Annotated in this window: 22 protein-coding genes and 1 other RNA gene; 13 read left to right on the top strand and 10 right to left on the bottom strand. The window is 38.4% G+C overall.

Going from position 1 to position 20,228, the window contains the following annotated elements; genetic code table 11:
- Window positions 1-139 precede the first annotated feature (139 nt).
- From RMB06_RS17425 to RMB06_RS17410, 4 genes are all read left to right on the top strand, one after another.
- Window positions 140-658, top strand: coding sequence for a hypothetical protein (locus RMB06_RS17425; protein WP_002117557.1), 519 nt, complete (start codon window positions 140-142; stop codon window positions 656-658).
- 61 nt (window positions 659-719) lie between these two features.
- Complete coding sequence (locus RMB06_RS17420; protein WP_005070566.1) at window positions 720-2,033, top strand: membrane protein; 1,314 nt, start codon at window positions 720-722, stop codon at window positions 2,031-2,033.
- A gap of 86 nt (window positions 2,034-2,119) precedes the next feature.
- Complete coding sequence (gene adk / locus RMB06_RS17415; RefSeq protein ID WP_002117671.1) at window positions 2,120-2,773, top strand: adenylate kinase; 654 nt, start codon at window positions 2,120-2,122, stop codon at window positions 2,771-2,773.
- A 71-nt stretch (window positions 2,774-2,844) separates the two neighbouring features.
- Window positions 2,845-2,982, top strand: a complete 138-nt coding sequence (locus RMB06_RS17410; protein WP_002117672.1) for a hypothetical protein — start codon at window positions 2,845-2,847, stop codon at window positions 2,980-2,982.
- A 37-nt stretch (window positions 2,983-3,019) separates the two neighbouring features.
- Here RMB06_RS17410 and nth read toward each other — a convergent pair whose 3' ends face one another.
- Together nth and RMB06_RS17400 are read right to left on the bottom strand one after the other, a co-directional pair.
- Window positions 3,020-3,709: an endonuclease III gene (gene nth / locus RMB06_RS17405; protein ID WP_002117539.1), complete on the bottom strand. Its 690-nt coding sequence runs from the start codon at window positions 3,707-3,709 to the stop codon at window positions 3,020-3,022.
- Complete coding sequence (locus tag RMB06_RS17400) at window positions 3,710-4,501, bottom strand: RnfABCDGE type electron transport complex subunit B (protein WP_044100622.1); 792 nt, start codon at window positions 4,499-4,501, stop codon at window positions 3,710-3,712.
- Between the two features lie 272 nt (window positions 4,502-4,773).
- Here RMB06_RS17400 and gdhA point away from each other — a divergent pair, with 272 nt between their 5' ends.
- The gene (gene gdhA / locus RMB06_RS17395) at window positions 4,774-6,177 is read left to right on the top strand and encodes an NADP-specific glutamate dehydrogenase (protein ID WP_311080559.1); all 1,404 of its coding nucleotides are present in this window, start codon (window positions 4,774-4,776) and stop codon (window positions 6,175-6,177) included.
- A 53-nt stretch (window positions 6,178-6,230) separates the two neighbouring features.
- Here gdhA and RMB06_RS17390 read toward each other — a convergent pair whose 3' ends face one another.
- The 5 genes from RMB06_RS17390 to RMB06_RS17370 all read right to left on the bottom strand — a co-directional run bounded on the left by RMB06_RS17390 (window position 6,231) and on the right by RMB06_RS17370 (window position 12,640).
- Window positions 6,231-7,340 carry an META and DUF4377 domain-containing protein gene (locus tag RMB06_RS17390; protein WP_311080558.1) on the bottom strand — a complete coding sequence of 370 codons (1,110 nt, stop codon included), beginning with the start codon at window positions 7,338-7,340 and terminating at the stop codon, window positions 6,231-6,233.
- A 168-nt stretch (window positions 7,341-7,508) separates the two neighbouring features.
- A complete protein-coding gene (locus RMB06_RS17385) occupies window positions 7,509-8,285 on the bottom strand; it encodes a class III extradiol ring-cleavage dioxygenase (RefSeq protein WP_311080556.1) in 777 nt (258 codons plus the stop codon).
- 112 nt (window positions 8,286-8,397) lie between these two features.
- Complete coding sequence (gene rlmH, locus RMB06_RS17380; RefSeq protein ID WP_057106629.1) at window positions 8,398-8,877, bottom strand: 23S rRNA (pseudouridine(1915)-N(3))-methyltransferase RlmH; 480 nt, start codon at window positions 8,875-8,877, stop codon at window positions 8,398-8,400.
- Between the two features lie 304 nt (window positions 8,878-9,181).
- A complete protein-coding gene (lon, locus tag RMB06_RS17375; protein WP_032037256.1) occupies window positions 9,182-11,611 on the bottom strand; it encodes an endopeptidase La in 2,430 nt (809 codons plus the stop codon).
- Between the two features lie 444 nt (window positions 11,612-12,055).
- The gene (locus tag RMB06_RS17370) at window positions 12,056-12,640 is read right to left on the bottom strand and encodes a 5-formyltetrahydrofolate cyclo-ligase (RefSeq protein WP_141315042.1); all 585 of its coding nucleotides are present in this window, start codon (window positions 12,638-12,640) and stop codon (window positions 12,056-12,058) included.
- Between the two features lie 223 nt (window positions 12,641-12,863).
- On the opposite strand from RMB06_RS17370, the gene RMB06_RS17365 reads away from it, so the two are divergent.
- The 3 genes from RMB06_RS17365 (at window position 12,864) to RMB06_RS17355 (ending at window position 13,848) form a co-directional block, all read left to right on the top strand.
- On the top strand, window positions 12,864-13,208 hold the full coding sequence (locus RMB06_RS17365) for a hypothetical protein (protein ID WP_311080552.1): 345 nt from the start codon (window positions 12,864-12,866) through the stop codon (window positions 13,206-13,208).
- Window positions 13,209-13,320: 112 nt separating this feature from the next.
- Entirely contained in the window at window positions 13,321-13,434 is a 114-nt protein-coding gene (locus tag RMB06_RS17360; RefSeq protein WP_002117788.1) for a hypothetical protein, read from the top strand.
- Window positions 13,435-13,527: 93 nt separating this feature from the next.
- A complete protein-coding gene (locus RMB06_RS17355; protein ID WP_005070549.1) occupies window positions 13,528-13,848 on the top strand; it encodes a hypothetical protein in 321 nt (106 codons plus the stop codon).
- 139 nt (window positions 13,849-13,987) lie between these two features.
- Here RMB06_RS17355 and ssrS read toward each other — a convergent pair.
- From ssrS to RMB06_RS17340, 3 genes are all read right to left on the bottom strand, one after another.
- Window positions 13,988-14,172: non-coding RNA, 6S RNA (gene ssrS, locus RMB06_RS17350), on the bottom strand.
- Window positions 14,173-14,365: 193 nt separating this feature from the next.
- Window positions 14,366-14,650, bottom strand: coding sequence for a cell division protein ZapA (locus RMB06_RS17345; protein ID WP_311080549.1), 285 nt, complete (start codon window positions 14,648-14,650; stop codon window positions 14,366-14,368).
- Complete coding sequence (locus RMB06_RS17340) at window positions 14,647-15,207, bottom strand: hypothetical protein (RefSeq protein WP_002117619.1); 561 nt, start codon at window positions 15,205-15,207, stop codon at window positions 14,647-14,649. Before RMB06_RS17340 ends, RMB06_RS17345 begins: the two co-directional genes overlap by 4 nt.
- 64 nt (window positions 15,208-15,271) lie before the next feature.
- Here RMB06_RS17340 and RMB06_RS17335 point away from each other — a divergent pair, with 64 nt between their 5' ends.
- The 5 genes from RMB06_RS17335 to RMB06_RS17315 all read left to right on the top strand — a co-directional run bounded on the left by RMB06_RS17335 (window position 15,272) and on the right by RMB06_RS17315 (window position 20,219).
- Window positions 15,272-15,901 carry a UPF0149 family protein gene (locus RMB06_RS17335; RefSeq protein ID WP_002117501.1) on the top strand — a complete coding sequence of 210 codons (630 nt, stop codon included), beginning with the start codon at window positions 15,272-15,274 and terminating at the stop codon, window positions 15,899-15,901.
- A gap of 67 nt (window positions 15,902-15,968) precedes the next feature.
- A complete protein-coding gene (pepP, locus tag RMB06_RS17330; RefSeq protein ID WP_101663871.1) occupies window positions 15,969-17,291 on the top strand; it encodes a Xaa-Pro aminopeptidase in 1,323 nt (440 codons plus the stop codon).
- A 31-nt stretch (window positions 17,292-17,322) separates the two neighbouring features.
- Complete coding sequence (ubiH, locus tag RMB06_RS17325; RefSeq protein WP_039757206.1) at window positions 17,323-18,531, top strand: 2-octaprenyl-6-methoxyphenyl hydroxylase; 1,209 nt, start codon at window positions 17,323-17,325, stop codon at window positions 18,529-18,531.
- A complete protein-coding gene (locus RMB06_RS17320; protein WP_311080544.1) occupies window positions 18,528-19,760 on the top strand; it encodes an FAD-dependent monooxygenase in 1,233 nt (410 codons plus the stop codon). The genes ubiH and RMB06_RS17320 overlap by 4 nt, the downstream gene beginning before the upstream one ends.
- Before the next feature lie 207 nt (window positions 19,761-19,967).
- A complete protein-coding gene (locus RMB06_RS17315) occupies window positions 19,968-20,219 on the top strand; it encodes a hypothetical protein (RefSeq protein WP_002117665.1) in 252 nt (83 codons plus the stop codon).
- Window positions 20,220-20,228: the final 9 nt, after the last annotated feature.

Here is a 20,228-nt window from a genome sequence, read left to right as displayed (position 1 = left end):
TTAATAAGATACTTTTTGACTTTGCAGACAACAAAATTGTAGATACTTGTATATAAGAAGCAAAATAATTCTGTTAAAGTCTCTCATTCAATAGAATAGGGTTGTTCTCACCATACGATTAGGGAAAATGGAGAAAATAATGAGAAAAATTTATCCCTTACTTGCAGTTTTGACAGTAAGTAGTTGGGCCCATGCTCAAGACTACTCGTTTCTTCCGGAAGCAAAATTAGCAGGACATAATGCATCTACCTGGAATGTGGGTGCAGGCGTTACTCAAAAATTATTACATCTTAACGGTGAGTGGGTAAATCCGTATGGTATTGCCTATGCCAAAGCCGGTGCATTTTTGAATGGTGACAAAACCGCTGGTGGTCAAGTTGGCTTCCGATACCCTTATTATCTTACTGGCACAGACAAAAATGGTTACTATATCGGTTTCTATGCTGGTCATCTTGATAGTAAAGAGGTTGATGGTGATTTTAAATCCCGTTTAGGTGCGGGTGTTGATTTGGCCTATGTGTGGTTAAATTCAGAAAGAATTAGCACTTTTAGTGTGGGTATCGGTGCGGCTGAAAAATTAACTGACCAGAACGGAAATGTTGCTGCAGATACTAAACCACAAATTCAATTTTCTTATTCTCTAAGTTTTGGTTTATAAAACAAAGCAGTTTATCGTTAACTCGCCATAAGCAGAGCACAAATAAATACGAGAGTCTTACATGTTAGAGTACGTCAGTGGATTGTGGCAGACCTTTTTACACAGACCTGATTTTTGGGCCGTTTTGAGTATTATTCCCGTAACGGCTTTTGTCACATGGGCACATGTGTGGATGGCTTTAAAAATGGTATTTTACCCAATTAAATTTTGGGGATTCCATTTAGGACCATTGCCAGTAGGTTGGCAAGGTATCGTGCCACGTAAAGCAGGACGTATCTCTGGAATTATTACCGATAACACTTTATCTAAATTAGGCTCATTGCGTGAATTTTTAGAAGCAATGGATCCTGAAGATATGGCCCGTATTATTGGTGAACAAGTCGGTTTTGAACTTGAACATCTTATTGATGAAGTAATGATCGATCGTAATGCCGTACTTTGGGAAAATCTACCTTATTCAATTAAACGCCGTATTTATGCTCAAGCACATAAGCAATTGCCGGGTGTGCTAAAAGAATTAGTGACTGAGCTGACCATGAATGTAGAGTCACTGGTTAACATGCGTGAAATGGTCGTGAGCCAGATGGAAGGTGATCGCCGTTTAATGGTACGTATGTTCTTAAAGGTGGGTCAAAAAGAAATTAACTTTATTTGGCATATTAGTGCACTGATTGGGATGTTCTTTGGTATTTTCCAAATGGTGGTTTGGTTTGTAGTACCATGGCACTGGACAGTACCATTTTGGGCTGCAATTTGGGGCTTTTTAACTAACTGGATCGCAATCTGGATGGTATTTAACCCAATTGAGCCGCATTATATTCGTTATCCACAGATTTTTAGATTAACAAAAGATCGTAAGTTTCCATGGATTGTACCAGTTCTCCGAATTGGGACCTATAATGTCCAAGGCGCTTTCATGAAGCGTCAAGAGGAAGTCTCTGATGTGTTTTCGAGCGTAGTCACAGAAGATCTGATCACGTTAAAATCGATTATGACCGAAATGATGTACGGGCCGCGTAAAGATAAAACGCGCCGCATTGTTAAGCGTCATATTAACGAAATCATGGAAACCCCGTTAGTTCGCACCTCTTTACAGCTTTCTTTAGGACCAAGAGAGTACGCAAGATTAAAGACGGACTTGATTGATCGTTCAATTGAAATTACGATGGGACCCGTATGTGACCCAGCACTGAACGCAAGCCGGGCACAGAAGATTTTTCAAATGTTTAAAGAGCGTATTCGTGAACTAACACCAAAAGAATTTCAGAATTTATTACGTCCTGCATTTCAGGAGGATGAGTGGATTCTTATTGTACTAGGTGGGGTAACCGGATTTATTGCTGGTACAATACATTTGTTTGTGGCTTTCTTATAATTCGATGTCAGGCAGGATCTATTGAAGATTAACGAGACTTTTTCTGCCGGACTTCATATTCATTGTTTTAAATGAGGATGTTTTTTATGCGCATTATTTTACTCGGACCACCTGGAGCAGGCAAAGGGACTCAGGCTCAGTTGATCTGTAAGCGCTACAATGTCCCACAAATTTCAACCGGTGATATGCTCCGTGCTGCGATTCGTGAAGGTACTGAATTAGGTCTAAAAGCTAAAAGTGTAATGGAATCTGGTGGTTTGGTTTCAGATGAACTTATTATCGGTTTAGTAAAAGAACGTATTGCTCAACCTGACTGTGCAAATGGCTGCATTTTCGATGGTTTCCCACGTACTATTCCACAAGCTGAAGCTTTGGAAAAAGAAGGGATTAGCATCGATCACGTGATTGAAATTGATGTTCCTGATGAAGAAATCGTAAAACGTCTTTCTGGTCGTCGTCAGCATCCAGCTTCTGGCCGTGTTTATCACACTGTATACAATCCACCTAAAGTGGAAGGTAAAGATGATGAAACTGGTGAAGATCTTGTTCAACGTCCAGATGACCAAGAAGAAACAATCCGTAAGCGTTTAGCGTCTTATCACACTGAAACAGAGCAACTGGTTGGTTTCTACCAAGGCCGTGCTGCTTCTGGTGAAAATGCTCCAACTTATGACAAGCTTGATGGCTTGCGTACAATTGAAGATGTACAAAAAGATTTGTTCAACATCTTAGACAAATAATTTAATATTGTTTGTGATAATGAGCCCTCTTTGTGAGGGCTCATTTCTTTGATTAGGTGCAGGAGAACAATATGAAAATCATATTGATTTTGGTGGTATTGCTGAGTCTGGCACTAGTAATATTTTTGGCTTTTCAAAGCTACAAAATGCTAAGACAGGTTCAAAAACAAGCAAAAGAAGAGCGTAATGAAAAAAAGCGACTAAAGTAAGTTTGATTGGGTATGATCCCTATACCCAACCATATTTTTAAGCTTCAATATTTTTAATGGCAATTTGCTTTTGTGCGCCAAATTCAAAGCGATCAGGCCAGTTACAGACATCTGCAACCACACATTCTGCACATTTCGGTTTACGGGCGATACAACAATAACGACCGTGTAATATGAGCCAATGATGTGAATCTAAAATAAATTCTTTAGGAATGACCTTAATTAAGCGGTGCTCAACCTCAAGAACATTTTTACCTACTGCTAAACCAGTTCGATTTCCTACTCGGAAAATATGAGTATCGACAGCCATGGTGGGTTGTCCGAAAGCCGTATTTAAAACCACGTTAGCTGTTTTACGTCCGACGCCTGGTAAAGCTTCTAAGTCTTTTCTGTTGCTTGGCACTTCGCCGTTAAATTGTTCCATTAAAATCTTACAGGTCTTAATGACATTTTCGGCTTTTGCGTTATAGAGACCAATTGTCTTGATATATTCCTTTAACCCATCTACGCCCAAGTTATAGATTTTTTCAGCTGTATTCGCCACAGGGTAGAGTTTATCAGTTGCTTTATTAACACTTACGTCGGTCGCTTGAGCTGACAACATAACTGCAATAAGTAGCTCAAATGGAGAGGAATATTTTAACTCGGTTTGAGGTGAAGGTCGTTGTTCGCGAAGGCGTTCAAAGAAAATTTGAATCTGCTTTTTCGTCATATTCTTGACGGCCATTCAGACCTCCTGTAATTGCATGAGTTGCTGTTGAAGTTCTTCAAGTTGAAGACGTTTTTTAGCATCTTCACGTACACTGAGTTGTTTTTCCAGTTTCTTAATTTGCGTACGAATTTTCGCTAACTCAATTGTAGTTTTTGCATCAGTTGACACAACTTCTTTAGGTTTCTCGATGAGCTCGATTGAAGGTACTTCATCAAGTGCCTGAGAGAACTGGGCAAACAGTTGGGTATCAATTTCAGCACGTACTACAGGCCCCTTACGGTGAGTACGACGTTTTTCTTCGCGCTGAATGTGAGCGTAATAACGTTGTCTTAAATCATTTTGTTCAGCGATACGCTGTTGCTCATTTGGTAATACTTGCGTGTCTTCGACCAAATCAATGCAATCTACCGGACAAGGTGGAATACATAACTCACAACCTGTACATAAGTCAGTCAAGATGGTATGCATGAGCTTACCACTTCCAATAATAGCATCTACAGGGCAAGCACTAATACATTTGGTGCAACCAATACATTCATCTTCTCGAATGATCGCTTTCATTCGCTGAGGGCGCCCATCGGCTTGTACAGGCCATACGCTAGTTTCAGCGGTTAACACAGGACGATTTAATAGATTTGCGAGTGCATCGGCTACAGGCTGACCACCTGGAACGCATTTATTCGCTTCTTCACCTTCAGCAATCGACTTTGCGTAGGGTAGACATCCATCACGATGTCCACATAAACCACACTGAGTCTGTGGTAATAACGCATCGATCTCGCGTATGAGAGAAATAGATGAATTCATAGTGGGCAAATAGCTTGGTTAAAACGATGCGATAATGAAGAAAAACCTAAGTAAGGTCAATGGATTTTAACGAATTTATTGGCTTTTTGATTGACCTAAAATGTAGCTAATATTGCACAATAATAGATCAATAAAAATGAAAAGATAAATGACTATTTCTTATTTTTAAGTAGTTTTTCTAAAAATAAGTTTTTGATAATTAAGATAAATAAAATAATTTAAAATAAGTATTGTTAAAATTGATGGAAAGGGATTTAATATTTTGCTGCTAAATGATGCATTTAAAAATGTATTGCACCAATTTAATTCATTACTATGCTGAGGACCGTGCATTGAAATACAACAACCTGAATGAATTCCTGAATTACGTGCAAGCGCGTGATCCGCATCAACCTGAGTTCTTACAAGCTGTCGAAGAAGTCATGACGAGTTTGTGGCCATTTATTGAAAAAAATCCGGAATATGCAGAGCAGGGATTGCTAGAACGTTTGGTTGAACCAGAGCGTGTGATTCAATTCCGTGTTTCATGGATGGATGATCAAGGCCAGACTCAAGTTAACCGTGCTTTCCGCGTTCAATACAATTCAGCAATTGGTCCATTTAAAGGTGGAATGCGTTTCCATCCATCGGTCAATCTATCAATTTTAAAATTTTTAGGTTTTGAGCAGACTTTTAAAAACTCACTGACGACTTTGCCAATGGGTGGTGGGAAAGGTGGTTCAGATTTTGATCCTAAAGGTAAATCTGATGCTGAAATTATGCGCTTCTGTCAGGCACTCATGATTGAGCTTTATCGCCATTTAGGACCAAATACGGATATTCCTGCGGGTGATATTGGCGTGGGTGCGCGTGAAGTTGGTTATATGGCAGGCATGATGAAAAAGCTGAGTAACGACACCGCTTGTGTCTTTACCGGTAAGGGAATTTCATTTGGTGGTAGCTTAATGCGTCCTGAAGCAACTGGTTATGGTACGGTTTATTTTGCAGAAGAAATGCTAAAAGCCCGTGGACAATCTTTTGCTGGTAAAACTGTTTCTGTTTCAGGTTCTGGTAACGTCGCACAATATGCTGCGGAAAAGGCGATGTTCTTAGGGGCAAAAGTTGTTACTTTGTCGGACTCAAACGGCACAGTTTATTTAAAAAATGGTTTTACAGATGAGTTACTTGCTGAAGTTTTAGAACTAAAAAACGTTAAACGTGGTCGTATTTCCGAGTTTGCTTCTAAACATGGTTTTGAATATTTTGAAGGAAAAACGCCTTGGCATATTCCTGTTGATATTGCTTTGCCATGTGCTACACAAAATGAATTAACAGGTGAGGATGCTAAAACACTTATTTCTAACGGTATCATTTGTGTAGCTGAAGGCGCTAATATGCCATCTACACTTGAAGCAGTTGAATGCTTTATCGAAGCTAAAATTTTGTATGCGCCAGGTAAAGCATCTAATGCGGGTGGTGTGGCAACTTCTGGTTTAGAAATGTCTCAAAATGCAATTCGTTTAGGCTGGACCCATGCTGAAGTCGATGAACGCTTACATGCAATCATGAAAGACATTCATGCCAACTGTGTAAGATATGGTACTAAAGAAGACGGTACTGTGAACTATGTAGATGGTGCCAATATTGCAGGTTTTGTAAAAGTTGCTGATGCAATGCTTGCTCAAGGTATTTTCTAAGATAGAAATAAAAAATCCGATGCATAAGCATCGGATTTTTTTAGTCTAAAAACTTATTTTTTAGGTTTTTTAACTAACTCTTGTTCTACAACCATATCTAATACATCTGCTTGACTAGATTGGTCTGCAGCTGGGTTTTTCACTTCAAAACGTTTTACACGCAAAATTACGCGTTGGTCTGGTTTATGTTCAAACCCTTCGATTTGACCGTAATATAATGACCAGTTTTTGTCAGCGTAAGTTTTAACGCCTTTGTCATCATATTTAATTTCACGAACTTGCATACAAGTTTGTGGCGCAACACCAGTACAAGATTTAGTTTCCGGAGCTACTTCAAGGAAAACTGTTTTTCCTTCAGATTGATATTTTGCTTCAGGTGTCATTTTACCAGTGAAAGTATATTTCTGACCTTGAGCATCAGATACTGTCAATGTTGGTTGATCAACATTTGTAGTATTGAGTTCAAACGGAACTGCACGTTTTTGGAAGAGGCTGCTAGAGAACTGTTCCTGTTTCATTAAAGCAGGTTCACACGCCATCATCGTCGACATTACGTCAGCTGTTACAATCGTATTATTTTCAACTTTCCAAGTTGTTCCTTGGCGGTTACAACCTGTTGCGATAGATAAACGATCATTTGTAAAGTTAAGAACGATTGGCTTTTTAGTATTTTCAGGCTGATATGACCAAGAGTAATCTGTTAAAGCTTGAGTATTAACTGCTTTTTGACCTTGGAAAATGTGTTTTTGACCAGCTTTATCTGTCACCGTTAAAATCACCTGACCATTAGTGTTGCTAATTTCAATTGGTAATTTTGCTTCATTAAAGATGCTAGTAGAAAGTTGTTCTTGTTTCATTAAATCATCTTGGCAAGCCATCATCGTTGAAACAAGATTAGAAGTAACAAGTTGGTTGCCTTCAACTTTCCAAGTACCGCCTTGGCCATTACAGCCCGTATTAATGGCTAATTTACCATCTGCATTAAAGTTAAGAATAAGTGGTTTAGAAGCTTTTACATTTTGATAAGTCCATGCATATTCACCTAAAGTGGTTGCAAGGTTTTGTTGTTGCTCAGAAACAATTGGAGCAGGAGTATTAGTAACTGTTTGACACGCCATCAAAGAAAAAGGTAATAACGCAAGAATTAAATATTTAATTTTCATTTAAAAACTTCAAGTAAAAAAACAACAGTAATAAGCTTAAAACATTCTTAAAAAAAGAAAATGTAAACATTTGATTGTTTCGGTTTTTAAAATGTATAAGTTTGTAAATTATTCTAATTTTCAACAAAAATAATGGTATACCCCGCAAAACGGGGTATTTCTTAATAATTAATCAAAACGATAGATGTCCATTCCTAATGAGCCCATTGTGAAGCTACTATGAACAATCGTAAAGCGATTGCCTGTACCCATAGCAAAAAACAAAGGTGCAAAATGTTCAAGCGTAGGGTGGTTGCGTTTCACAAACGGCAGTGATTGCCAGTCTAAAACTCCATCATAATCTTGATGGGAAAGCTTATTAACGACAGTATTTCTAAAAGTTGAAGCCCATTCAGGAACTTTAGAGTTGTCGCCTTGCCAAGATAATTCTGCAAGATTATGAGTAATACTTCCCGAACCAATGAGTAAAATTTGTTTGTCACGTAAAGGGGCGAGCGTTTGTCCTATACGATAAATTTCTTGTGCACTTAAATTTGATGGCAAAGAAATTTCAACTACTGGAATGTCTGCATCTGGGTACATATGCAATAAAGGCATCCATACGCCATGATCACGAGGACGTGTACTATTGGCATGTGCAAGAAAGTGAGCATCTGCCAATAATTTTAAGATTTCTTCTGCTAATGCTGGTTCCCCAGGCGCACTGTAGCGAATTTCATATAACTCTTTAGGAAATCCACGGAAGTCATGCCATGTTTCAGGACGAGTCGAAATACTTACTTCAAGTGCTTTACTTTCCCAGTGCGCAGACATCACAATGATTGCCTTAGGTATAGGAAGATTTGTACCTAAACGATGTAGAGCAGGTCCCACTTGTTCCGGATCAAGTGCAAGCATGGGCGAGCCATGAGAAATAAACAGTCCAGGAAGCGTTTGTAGTTCCATTTCATTACACCTGATTTGAAAAGCAGAATAATAGGTATTATGCCAAAATCAGGACATGATAAAAGTATCCAGATTTCAACGGATTGTTCTTAAAATGAAACGTTTGTTCCTTTTATGCACGGTGGTAAGGATGATTGTGGTTAATACTCATCGCTCGGTAAAGCTGCTCAATTAATAAAACACGTACTAAAGGATGGGGCATGGTAAGTTTTGAAAGTGACCAATGCCAAGCGGCAGCTTTACGTACCTGATCTGACAAACCATCTGGACCGCCAATCGCAAGTGCTACATCATTACCCTCAAGCATCCATTGTTTCATTGTATCAGCTAATTTTTCTGTACTTAGTTCCCGACCACCAACTTCAAGAGCAATTAAGGTTTCATTAGGTTTTAAAGCATTTAAAATACTTTCGCCTTCAATTTGGCAATACTTTAAAATATCCGCTTCTGAATCATTCTTACCACGTTTGGCCATAGGTAGTTCAATAACTTGGGTTTGAACAAAAGGTTGGATACGTTTGAAATAATCTTCAAAACCAGTAAGAACCCAAGTAGGCATTTTTTGACCAATGGTCAGAATACGAATTTTCATGTTATCTATTCATTCACATACAGCTGGCGCATTATACCTGATGAATGAAAGTATCTGACGATCTTAACAGACAGGCATAAAAAACGCAGTCCAAAAAACAGTGTTGGACTGCGATCAAATGATCATCTGTCTGGAGTTCAGATGATCATAGAGAATAAAAACAAGGCTATCTAAGAATTAGATAGTTAAGAGTACTTATTTATTTAAATACTCTTATTACCTATTATGAGGATGGTTGGATATTTTTCAATCAAATTGTGTAACAAAAAAAAGAGAGCCGAAGCTCTCTTTTTTATATTTTTAATTAGTGACGTGCTGCTTTTGAGCCTTCCACCGGTTTTACAATCGGTGTTTTAGGTAAAGGCTTTGGCAGCGAAACTAATGCTAAAGGTAAGATGTCATCAATACTTTTCACAGCTTTGATTTCCAAACCTTCTTTAACATTCGCAGGAATTTCTGCTAAGTCTCGAACGTTGTCTTGAGGAATAAAGACAAGCTTGATTCCACCGCGGTGTGCTGCAAGAAGTTTTTCTTTTAAGCCACCAATACGCATTGCACGACCACCTAAGCTTGTTTCACCAGTCATTGCAATATCAGGACGAATTGCAATACCTGTAAATGCCGATACAAGCGCAGTTGTTAATGCTAAACCAGCAGATGGACCATCTTTTGGTGTTGCACCTTCAGGTAAGTGAACGTGTACATCAGTTTCTTCAAAACGAGAAGCTTCAATACCTAATTCATCGGCACGTGTACGTACTAAAGTCATTGCTGTAGTAATAGATTCTTTCATTACGTCACCGAGTGAACCAGTCGTAATGAATTTACCTTTACCTTTAACAGCTGCAACTTCAATAGTAAGTAACTCACCACCTACAGATGTCCAAGCTAGACCATTTACGCGTCCTACTTGTGCTTCATCTTCTGCGATACCAAAGTCAAACTTATGTGGACCTAAGTATTCTGGAAGATTGGCAGAAGTCACATCAAGTTGTAAGTTTTTAGACTTTTTACTTACTGCTTCTTTTACCACTTTACGTGCAATTTTAGACACTTCACGCTCTAAACTACGTACACCAGCTTCACGTGTATAACGTTGAACAATGTCACGGATCGCTTCTTCATGAATTGTTAATTCTTTTGGACGTAGACCATTGTTCTTAATTGCTTTTGGAACAAGGTAACGTTCAGCAATGTTAACTTTCTCATCTTCGGTATAACCCGGTAGACGAATAACTTCCATACGGTCAAGCAAGGCTTCTGGAATATTCATACTGTTTGCAGTACAGATGAACATCACTTCAGATAGGTCAAGATCAAGATCTAAATAGTGATCGTTGAACTTACTGTTTTGTGATGGATCTAATACTTCAAGCAATGCAGAAGCAGGATCGCCACGGTAGTCTTGCGCCATCTTGTCAATTTCGTCGAGTAAGAACAACGGGTTCTTCACGCCAACTTTTGTTAAAGATTGCACAATTTTACCTGGCATCGCACCAATATAAGTACGACGGTGACCACGAATTTCAGCTTCGTCACGTACACCACCAAGTGCCATACGAACAAATTCACGACCTGTTGCTTTCGCGACAGACTCACCAAGTGAAGTTTTACCTACACCAGGAGGGCCTACTAAACATAGAATCGGACCTTTAAGCTTTTTAACACGCGACTGAACAGCTAAGTATTCAACAATACGGTCTTTTACGTCATCTAAACCGTAGTGATCTGTATCGAGAATTTCCTGTGCTTTCGCAAGGTTGATACTCACTTTGCTCGCTTTATTCCACGGCGTATCTAAAATTACTTCTAGATAGTTACGTACAACAGCTGCTTCACTAGACGCTGGTTGCATTGCTTTAAGCTTACGGAACTCAGCTTCAGCTTTTTTACGTACGTGTTCAGGTAAATCAGCTTCAGCAAGACGTTTCTCTATTTCAGCAACGTCATCTTCAGCACCGCCATTCATGTCAGAAAGTTCACGCTGAATGACTTTCATTTTTTCATTTAGAAAGTATTCACGTTGGTTTTTTTCCATTTGGCGTTTTACGCTATCATGCAAAGTTTGTTCAATTTGCTGTTCAGCAGATTGATTTACCAAGTAGCTCATAAGCTCTTGCAAATGTGCTTCAAACTCATCGTGCTCTAAAAACTTCTGTTTAATTTCAATATTTAGAGGCACACGTGTTGCTACGAAGAACATGAGTTGTAGCAAGTCTTCAATTTTATTAGCCGCAGCAACAAGTTCGCGTGCATTACGTAATTTTGCTTCAGCATATTGAGCAAATAAAGTACGTAACTCTTGCAAACGAGTTTCTTGAGTAGCTTTATCTACGTTAATTGTCATTGGACTTAAGCTGTGTTCAGCAGTCAAATGGCTATCTTCATCGATAATCTTTTCAAGTTTAGAGCGATGTAAACCTTCAATAAGTACTTTAATGCAGTTTTCATCATTCTCATGATTTACGACTTGAACAATCTTAGCGACAGTTCCGTACTGATAAAGGTTATCGTGATCAATTTCTTCTGTAAGCGAATCTTTTTGCGCAACTACAAATACTAAATTGTCACTGTTACGAGCCACATCAACTGCATTGATCGATTTTTCACGACCCACGAATAACGCAATTTGCATGTGTGGGTAGACCACTACATCACGTAACGCTAAAAGTGGTAATACACTTGGAACCTGAGGCTCTAAGTCAGTTTTTTCATTCATAATAAGTTCAGACATGGGCACTCCTAATGAGTGACAACGAGGTTGCCATGTTTTTTATAGTGATGTGTATTTCAAAAATTACAAGGGCCTCTCTATAGAAAATGTGGAAAAAATGACTAATTTAGTCAACTTTTTTATTAAAATATTATGAATCAATGGATTAATTCTTAAGAAGAATAAAATTTTGTAGAAAGGATAGGTAATTTAGCTTAATAATTATGAAATACTCATATAGTAAAAAAGACGTTTGGATGGAAAATAACCATTTTCTTATGTCATTTGTCGGCATTGTATAATTAACAATAATGCAAAACTTATTTAATATTGAACATTAAATAGCCGTGTTACTATAAGTTGGTAAATCGGTCTGTCACGTAGAAGTAACCATCCTTAGGGTGGTTACTTTTATGATTTTAGGGGCATTAAAAACTTAAGACTAATTTTAATTTTCTATAAATATTATCTTTTAAAATAATAAATATGTTGAGGGGTGAGTAAAGCATCTAAGGGTTGATCCCAACTTTGACGTTTTAAAGTATGTCCAATAAATTGAAATTGATGAGCCATTCCCAAACGATAAGGCTTATGTTTTGCACTAGCCAATGTACGGTCATAATAGCCGCCTCCCATACCAATACGCGTACCGTATTGATCACAAGCTAAAAGTGGCATTAACAGTAAATCAAGTTTTGATACATGTTTTCCTCTTGTTGCCATGGGTTCTTTCATACCCAATGGATGATGAGAAAAACGTCGATTTACATATTGGTTTTTAGATATTCTTACCCAGACTAAACGTTGGTTCATAGAACAAATCATAGGTAAATAAACTTGTTTATTTTTTTGAAAACATAACTTTATGATCAGATCTGTATGAACTTCTCCGAAGGCATGTAAATATAAACCAATTTTTTTTGATGAATGAAAAATAGCAAGACTGTTTAAATGATGGAGAACATTAAGCTGAGCTTTTTTTTGCTCCAATGGGGACAAAGAGCGTCTTTTAGATCTTAAATTTTTTCTAATAAAACTAAGTTCATTCATGCGTAAATCTAACAAAGATTTGAGATCAGTCGAGCAAAATTATACCTATTTTTCTTAAGATTTATGGAAATAGAGAACTAATTAAGAAATAACTTTAAATTTACTTGATACAAGGTATTTTCTTTAGTGATAAAAAATTCTATTTCTTTACGTATTACCAGTATTTATTTACATTTAATCAGATAAGAATATTTAAAAGGATGAATGTGAAATTGTTAAGCCTATGAAGTTAAAAATTTTAACCATTACAATAAGCGCTAGTCTGCTACTTGGTGGGTGTACAAAACAAACAGAACCTGAAGCTGCTGAAGTTGACTATAAAGCTCAATTTGAAGAATCTGACCGTAAAATAGGAGAGTTTCTAGATCAACTAGATAACCCGAATACACCTCAAGAAGTTAGAGTCAAAATCTTATGTCATGACTATCCAGAAGTTTATAAGACCCAATATACGCCTGCCTTAATAAAAATTTCGCCTAAACCTTATACCGAAGACAAATTATTAGCGGATTTGAAAAGTGCGACTGACTACTATAAGGATGCTTTTGCAATTAGATGTACTCAATAATTTTGAATTGAATTTAATCTCAAAAAATCCGATAAATGTGAATTGATTGGCATTATTGGGTTGTGGTAAATTTTCTTCTATCTATATAAGTGAAAGTTTAGGGGATTTAGATATGGAAATCTTAAAGTTCTTACAGAGTTTTAATACAGTTGGTACATACTTAACGATCGCTTCAACCGTTTTAGTAGGTCTAATTATTTATTTTTATGTGATTAATCCAGCATAAACACATTTAAAAGAAATAGGGATCAATTTCCTATTTCTTTATTAATAATAAAACTCTGTAATTAATTTAAAGCTATAAAAATAAGGTAGGTATATGAAGTTTAAATTATTTTTTCTTAGTTTTTTAACTTTTGGCTGTTATGCCGATGAAAGTGTAAATGACCCCGAAATTTGTAATGTGGTGAAGAAAGTTTCTTATACTGTCATGGAAGCGCGTCAACAAAAAGTCCCATCTGAAGACTTGCAGCATATAGCGAATAGTCTTGAAGATCCAAAGGCAAAACAACTTTATCAAGATTTAATTACTTCTGCTTATTCAACCAAAGTATTCAAGACCAGCTTCTTTAAACGAAAAGCGATAGAAGATTTTCAAACAGCTTGGTATCAAGAATGCCTGAGTAGAAAAGAAAAGTAATTTTGAATGCAGAGACTCGTTCATCTCTAAAATAATAATGTGATGCTTATTGAATGCTTGAGAAAATATCGTACCGACAGGTCTGTATTAAAAGGCAAATTAAAATAAATATTTGAAATTTTATTATTTAATTAAAAGTAAATGCTCCGAAGATGCCGCTGCATGTGTCGTTACCCTGAACCCGATGAGTTCAAGGTGGACGCGACGTATACTTGCTGGGTTTCCTACTCGAAGGTAGGCATACACTCTAAATATACAGAACGCAATCCATAAGTTTAAGTATCGGCAGGGGAATAGACCCGCTGGCGAACATCCCAGAGATAGCTTAAGTATAACCGATCTAACTATGTTGGCAATCACTTGAGCCTAGGGAACTGTAAACTTAGTTTGCGTTTGATGAAGCTTTGTACATTGAAAGTAGATAAAACGATATTCAACTGTAGTTGATAGTCAAAAATAAAAAAGCCTTGCATCTATGATTTATAGAGCAAGGCATTTTGTCGTAATCAAAGCTTATTTAAATAACTTGTTCCACATCTTCTAAAATCGCTTGCAGTAGGCGTTCACAGTGAGTGTATTCCTGCAAAGATTTATTAAGATTCAGCACTTCTTGAGTTAACTGTAGAGCGACCATAATGACTAGTTTGTTGTGCTCAACACGTGGGGCACTACGGCGCATGTCATTAAATTTCTCATTGAGAAGTTGTGCAGCGCGTTCAAGTTCATCTTTTTTATCTGAGGTAGTCGCGAGTCTAAAAGTCTGCTCAATCAGCCTAAGCTCTACCATGACTTGTTCACTCATGATTGGATCTCCTCACCAGTTTCAGCATTAGGATGGGCAAGTTGCTGGATTTCTTGAGCGTGTTGATCTTGAGCAGTGCCTAAAATTCCTAAACGCTGAATAATGGCTTCAACTTTTGATTTGGCAAGCTCATTTTTTTGTAACAAACGGTCACGATCTTGTTGTAAATCATGCAGCTCTTGTTGGGTTTGACGCTGGTGGGCTTGTAACTTCTCTTTTGCAACACGTAATTCATTTCGTTCTGCAAGAATTTCTTGAAAACGATTTTTTAAATCAGTCGTACTTTTTTCTAATCGGCTATAACGTTCGGCAAGTGTGTTAGCATCTTGATTCAATTGTTGAAATTGGCCTTTTAACTGAGAAAGTTGCTCAGTTACCGACTCAATTTCCTCTTGTTTTTTAGTGATAATACTATTTTTTTGCACAACTTGTGCGTGATGCTCTGTTTCAGCCAGTTCTTTAGCTTCCGAGAGTGCCGCATGTTCACTCTCTAAATGATGTAAGCGTGTTTTTAAAACGCTAATATGCGCTTGTAGCCGCTGTAATTGTTCTAACATAACGAGGTCGCACAGAATTGCAATCAAAGGTAATATATACAAAGTATAGAGATTGGATAAACGAATGCAAGACGATATTTCAGGCTGGACAGATTGGAACGCTCATTTTGAAGGAATTGAAGAAATTTCAAGCCCTAGTGAGTTACATGGTCTGTTAACAGGTATTGTTTGTGTGACAGAAGCGCCTACGCGTGAAGAATGGTCACAAATTTTAACAACCCTTAATGTGCCAGAGTTAAGTGAAGATGCTTTAGCGCTTTTGACTGACGAAGCAGAAGATGTGGTTCATGCTTTATCTGAAGATGAATTAGACTATCTACCAATGCTTCCAGATGATGAACATCTACTTCAAGAGCGTGTGCAAGCATTATCTGATTGGTGTGCGGGTGTTGTGTTAGGTTTTGGTTTGGCATCGGGTCATGTTCGTAGTGATGAGCGTGAATTGATTGAACACCTTCAAGATGTTGCAGCAGTTGAATTTGAAGATTCTGACAATGATGAGGAAGGTGAAAGCAGTTACGAAGAATTGTATGAATTTGTACGCTTAATCCCTGTGAGCTTGTCTATTGGCAGAAAAAAAATCACTGTAGCTGAAAGTTCATTATTGAAAAACTTTCATGCAAAAAGTAAAACTGCGGCTCTAGGTACAGATCAGAATATTGTAGAAATGTTCACACCACATCGTCCAAGCTAATTGAGGCGATGTGTTATTGGTTGTATTTTATTTTTTGACTTTAAAATTCTAAATCAAGTAGATCATTATGAAATTGCCTCAAGCTGATTTTCAACATCGTAGAGACCGTTTAGCAGAAAAAATGGGTCCTAACAGTATTGCAATTATTGCAACGCGTGAGGAGATGTACCGTAATCGTGATGCGGATTATAAATTCCGCGCCGATAGTAGTTTTTTCTATTTGACGGGCTTTGCTGAGCCTGAGGCAGTTGCAGTTATTGAAACTTTTGAGGATGTAACTGATTATAGCTATAGTCTTTTTTGCCGTGAACGTAACCGCGAGATGGAAATCTGGAATGGTTACCGTGCCGGAATTGACGGTGCAATCGAAGACTATGATGCAGATGAAGCCTATGCAATTGATCTGCTTGATGAAGAAATTATTGAAAAGTTATTAAATAAAGAACGTCTTTATTATCGGATTGGGCAAAATGCTGCGTTTGATGCACGAGTGAGTCAGTGGATTAAAAAAGCAGATGCTGAGCATCGACATCAGGGTGCTCCGGCTCAACTGATTCAGCTCGACCGTATTGTTGATGAAATGCGTTTAATCAAGTCACCACAAGAACTTGAGCTGATGCAAGTTGCTTCAAAAATTAGTGCTCAGGCACATACCCGCGCGATGCAAACTGTTCGCCCTGGCATGATGGAATATGCACTAGAAGCCGAGCTCAATTATATATTTGGGCAAAACGGCTGTGTCCCATCTTATAACAGTATTGTTGGTGGTGGGGCTAATGCCTGTATTTTGCACTATGTTGAAAATAACCAACCTCTTAAAGACGGTGATTTAGTTTTAATTGACGCTGCATGCGAATATGAGTTCTATGCGTCAGATATTACCCGTACTTTTCCAGTAAATGGTAAGTTTAGTGCTGAACAAAAAGCATTATATGAAGTTGTATTGGCTTCTCAATATGCGGCGATTGATGCAGTACGCATTGGTAATTCGTACCGTGAGCCTCATGAAGTAGCCGTTAAAATTTTAACCGAAGGCCTAATTGAGTTAGGTTTGCTCAAAGGTGATATTAACGAACTTATCGAAACTGAAGCATACCGTCAGTTTTATATGCATGGTACAGGCCATTGGTTAGGAATGGATGTACATGATGTCGGGTCTTACAAAAAAGGTGAAGACTGGCGTCAATATGAAGAAGGTATGGTCGTTACCGTTGAACCAGGCCTATACATTGCACCAGATGATGAAACTGTAGATAAAAAATGGCGTGGTATTGGTATTCGTATTGAAGATGATGTGGTCGCAACATCAAAAGGTCCGCGAGTTTTAACTGCTGATGTAGTTAAAAATATTGCAGATATTGAACATTTAATGGCGCAAGCTAAATCATAATTAAACGTACTCGCCAAAGGAGCACAACTCGATGCAACAACAAGTGATTATTGTAGGTGGGGGAATGGTTGGACTTAGCCTTTCACTCATGCTGGCGAAGGCTAATATTGCAGTAAAGCTGTTAGAAGCTGTGAAATACCCAAACTATGATGATCAAAATGTTGCCCCTTATCATTCCAGTTTCGATGCGCGTAATACGGCTTTATCGCGTCGTAGCGTCCAGATTTATCAGAAGCTGGGGTTATGGGATGCATTACAGCAGCACGCGACTCCAATTCTACAAGTTCACATTACTGAACAAGGTAGTTTTGGTAAGGCACGATTAATTGCAGAACAAGAAAAAGTCGAAAGCTTTGGGCAGGTGATTGAAAATGCTTGGTTGGGTCGTGTTTTATTGACTCAAGTACGTCAGCAGCCTTTGATTGAGCTGATTGATGGCGTTCAAGTGACTGCTTTAACTCAAGATGCTGAGCAAGTACATATTGAGGCCAAGCGTGGTGATGAAGTTTTAAAACTTGAGTCAAAGCTATTAATTGCCGCAGATGGACGTGACTCTTTCTGTCGTCAGGCAATTGGCGTCGGTGTTGATGTTCATGATTATGATCAGGTTGCAATTGTCACTACTGTTCAGACTTCAAAACCCCATGAACAAGTCGGTTTTGAGCGTTTTAGTGCATTAGGTCCTTTAGCTTTATTGCCTTTACCGGGCGAATATCGCCGTTCGGTTGTATGGCCTGTTAAAAAAGGCACTGAAGGTGAGTGGTTAGGTGAAGAAAACGACCAACACTTTTTAGATGCTTTGCAAAAAACTTATGGTGACAGAGCGGGTAAATTTGAAAAGACGGGTAAACGCTTTAGTTATCCGCTTTCACAAGTGCTTGCACATAAACAAGCAGTCGGACGCGTTATTTTAATGGGGAATGCGGCGCATACAATCCATCCTGTTGCAGGACAGGGCTTTAACCTATGTCTACGTGATGCGGATGTTTTAGTGCGTTATTTAGTGAACCAGCTAACTACTTCTGATGATATTGGTAACCCAGATAATTTACTGGCTTATGAACAAGCCCGTTTGTCAGATCAACAGCGAGTGATTAAGTTCTGTGACACCGTGGTTCGTGGTTTTAGTAACCAAAATCCATTATTAAAATTAATTCGTAATACGGGATTAATTGCATTCGATGTCATTCCGGGAGTTAAACCACTGGTAGCGAACTATGCAATGGGGTTAAAAGCATGAGTGAAGTACTAGATGTTGTCATTGTTGGTGGTGGACTGGTTGGTGGTTTAACAGCTTTATTACTTGCACAAGGTGGTGTACAGCCTACTGTGCTTGATGCTGCTCCTGTACTGGATGTTGAAAAAACACTAAGTGTGATGAACCCGCGTGTTTTAGCACTGAGCCAAGCGACCATTCATTTACTTAAAACTGTCAATGTTTGGAATGATCTAGCACGTCAAATGCCATATACAGGAATGCAGGTATGGAATCTGAATGGCTATGGTGAAATTAATTTTGGCCATGAGTCCGTACAAAGACCAATGCCAGAACAGTCCTTGGGTTCTATGGTTGAGCCAAGTGTATTGAATGTTGCCATTCAGCAAAAAATGCTTGAGCAACTAAAAGATTATCGTACTCAGGTTCGTGTGACTCGCATTGAGCAGGGTGTTGGTTGTTGGCATATTCAATTGGCAGATGGTTCGACACTTAAAACAAAACTACTGATTGGGGCAGATGGTGCCAATTCATTTGTACGAGAACAGGCCTTTATTGACCTAGATGTCTTAGATTACAAGCAAGCAGCGATTAGTTGTGCCATTAAAACATCTAAACCCCACAATCATGTTGCTCGTCAAATTTTCTTACCTACAGGGCCTTTAGCCTATTTACCGATGGCTAGTCTTGAAGAAAGTGAAAATGGCTACTGGCAATCAATTGTCTGGACACTACCTGATGATTATGCCGATGAATATTCTGCTTTAACCGATCATGAGTTTATGCAGCTTTTAACTCGAGAAAGCCAACATATGTTGGGTGAAGTGTTAGATGTACGTTCAAGAGCACAATTCCCGCTCAAAGCGCGCGCCGCAAAACAGTATGTGAAAGCTGGTTTAGCTTTAATTGGGGATGCAGCACATGTGATTCATCCACTTGCTGGACAAGGGGTAAATATTGGTTGTTTAGATGCGGCTGTACTCTGTGATGCATTACTACATGACTTGGCGCGTGGAGTATGGGCAAATGAACAGACATTGTTGCGTTATGAGCATCACCGTAAAGGCCAAAATGATGCAATGATGCATAGCATGTCGGCAATTGGCTGGTTGGAAAGTAGTGAGCTATTTCCATTTATCTGGGCTCGGAATGTGGGACTCAAGCAAGTTGAACAAATTTCCTTCTTAAAAGAGCGTTTTATGCAACAAGCAAACGGTTTAGGGTCTTTACAAAACACCCAGTATAGTCGTTAAAATAATTACGAAGTTTATGCTCTACTGGTCTAAATAAATATCAGTAGATATTTTTTAAACAATCATTTATATATCATTACCAATTGGGTTGAAAAAGATACACATTTGACCAATTTGGCTCTTTGCTAAATGCAAAGAGATTGCTAAATTTCTGAGGTCTTAGGACCATAGCGATGATGCAATAGAAATCATTCTGGGGAGTGAAAAATGTCAGATATCAATGATTATGAAGATGCAGAAGATTCTGCTGTAGATGAAGATGAAGCGAAAGCAGCTGAAAGCGGTGCAGCTGATGAAGAAGCAAGCAGTATTAATGATACTGATATTGCTGAGGCAGAAACACTGACTGTGACTGCTAAGCAAAAACAGCGCCAAGCGCTGGAAGATGAAGTTGCCGCATTTTTAGCTCGAGGGGGGAGAATTACCGAAGTTCCTCCAGATGAACATAGCGACCATTAATCCTAAAAA

It is taken from the genome of Acinetobacter sp. V104_13, assembly GCF_031798995.1.
GTDB lineage: Bacteria > Pseudomonadota > Gammaproteobacteria > Pseudomonadales > Moraxellaceae > Acinetobacter > Acinetobacter pittii.
This window is presented reverse-complemented; position numbering and strand designations above follow the sequence as displayed.

Excerpts from the sequence above, each read along its gene's own strand:
- RMB06_RS17425 (WP_002117557.1), top strand. The coding sequence starts at position 140 with ATGAGAAAAATTTATCCCTTACTTGCAGTTTTGACAGTAAGTAGTTGG.
- RMB06_RS17420 (WP_005070566.1), top strand. The coding sequence starts at position 720 with ATGTTAGAGTACGTCAGTGGATTGTGGCAGACCTTTTTACACAGACCT.
- adk (WP_002117671.1), top strand. The coding sequence starts at position 2,120 with ATGCGCATTATTTTACTCGGACCACCTGGAGCAGGCAAAGGGACTCAG.
- RMB06_RS17410 (WP_002117672.1), top strand. The coding sequence starts at position 2,845 with ATGAAAATCATATTGATTTTGGTGGTATTGCTGAGTCTGGCACTAGTA.
- nth (WP_002117539.1), bottom strand. The coding sequence starts at position 3,709 with ATGGCCGTCAAGAATATGACGAAAAAGCAGATTCAAATTTTCTTTGAA.
- RMB06_RS17400 (WP_044100622.1), bottom strand. The coding sequence starts at position 4,501 with ATGAATTCATCTATTTCTCTCATACGCGAGATCGATGCGTTATTACCA.
- gdhA (WP_311080559.1), top strand. The coding sequence starts at position 4,774 with ATGATGCATTTAAAAATGTATTGCACCAATTTAATTCATTACTATGCT.
- RMB06_RS17390 (WP_311080558.1), bottom strand. The coding sequence starts at position 7,340 with ATGAAAATTAAATATTTAATTCTTGCGTTATTACCTTTTTCTTTGATG.
- RMB06_RS17385 (WP_311080556.1), bottom strand. The coding sequence starts at position 8,285 with ATGGAACTACAAACGCTTCCTGGACTGTTTATTTCTCATGGCTCGCCC.
- rlmH (WP_057106629.1), bottom strand. The coding sequence starts at position 8,877 with ATGAAAATTCGTATTCTGACCATTGGTCAAAAAATGCCTACTTGGGTT.
- lon (WP_032037256.1), bottom strand. The coding sequence starts at position 11,611 with ATGTCTGAACTTATTATGAATGAAAAAACTGACTTAGAGCCTCAGGTT.
- RMB06_RS17370 (WP_141315042.1), bottom strand. The coding sequence starts at position 12,640 with ATGAATGAACTTAGTTTTATTAGAAAAAATTTAAGATCTAAAAGACGC.
- RMB06_RS17365 (WP_311080552.1), top strand. The coding sequence starts at position 12,864 with ATGAAGTTAAAAATTTTAACCATTACAATAAGCGCTAGTCTGCTACTT.
- RMB06_RS17360 (WP_002117788.1), top strand. The coding sequence starts at position 13,321 with ATGGAAATCTTAAAGTTCTTACAGAGTTTTAATACAGTTGGTACATAC.
- RMB06_RS17355 (WP_005070549.1), top strand. The coding sequence starts at position 13,528 with ATGAAGTTTAAATTATTTTTTCTTAGTTTTTTAACTTTTGGCTGTTAT.
- RMB06_RS17345 (WP_311080549.1), bottom strand. The coding sequence starts at position 14,650 with ATGAGTGAACAAGTCATGGTAGAGCTTAGGCTGATTGAGCAGACTTTT.
- RMB06_RS17340 (WP_002117619.1), bottom strand. The coding sequence starts at position 15,207 with ATGTTAGAACAATTACAGCGGCTACAAGCGCATATTAGCGTTTTAAAA.
- RMB06_RS17335 (WP_002117501.1), top strand. The coding sequence starts at position 15,272 with ATGCAAGACGATATTTCAGGCTGGACAGATTGGAACGCTCATTTTGAA.
- pepP (WP_101663871.1), top strand. The coding sequence starts at position 15,969 with ATGAAATTGCCTCAAGCTGATTTTCAACATCGTAGAGACCGTTTAGCA.
- ubiH (WP_039757206.1), top strand. The coding sequence starts at position 17,323 with ATGCAACAACAAGTGATTATTGTAGGTGGGGGAATGGTTGGACTTAGC.
- RMB06_RS17320 (WP_311080544.1), top strand. The coding sequence starts at position 18,528 with ATGAGTGAAGTACTAGATGTTGTCATTGTTGGTGGTGGACTGGTTGGT.
- RMB06_RS17315 (WP_002117665.1), top strand. The coding sequence starts at position 19,968 with ATGTCAGATATCAATGATTATGAAGATGCAGAAGATTCTGCTGTAGAT.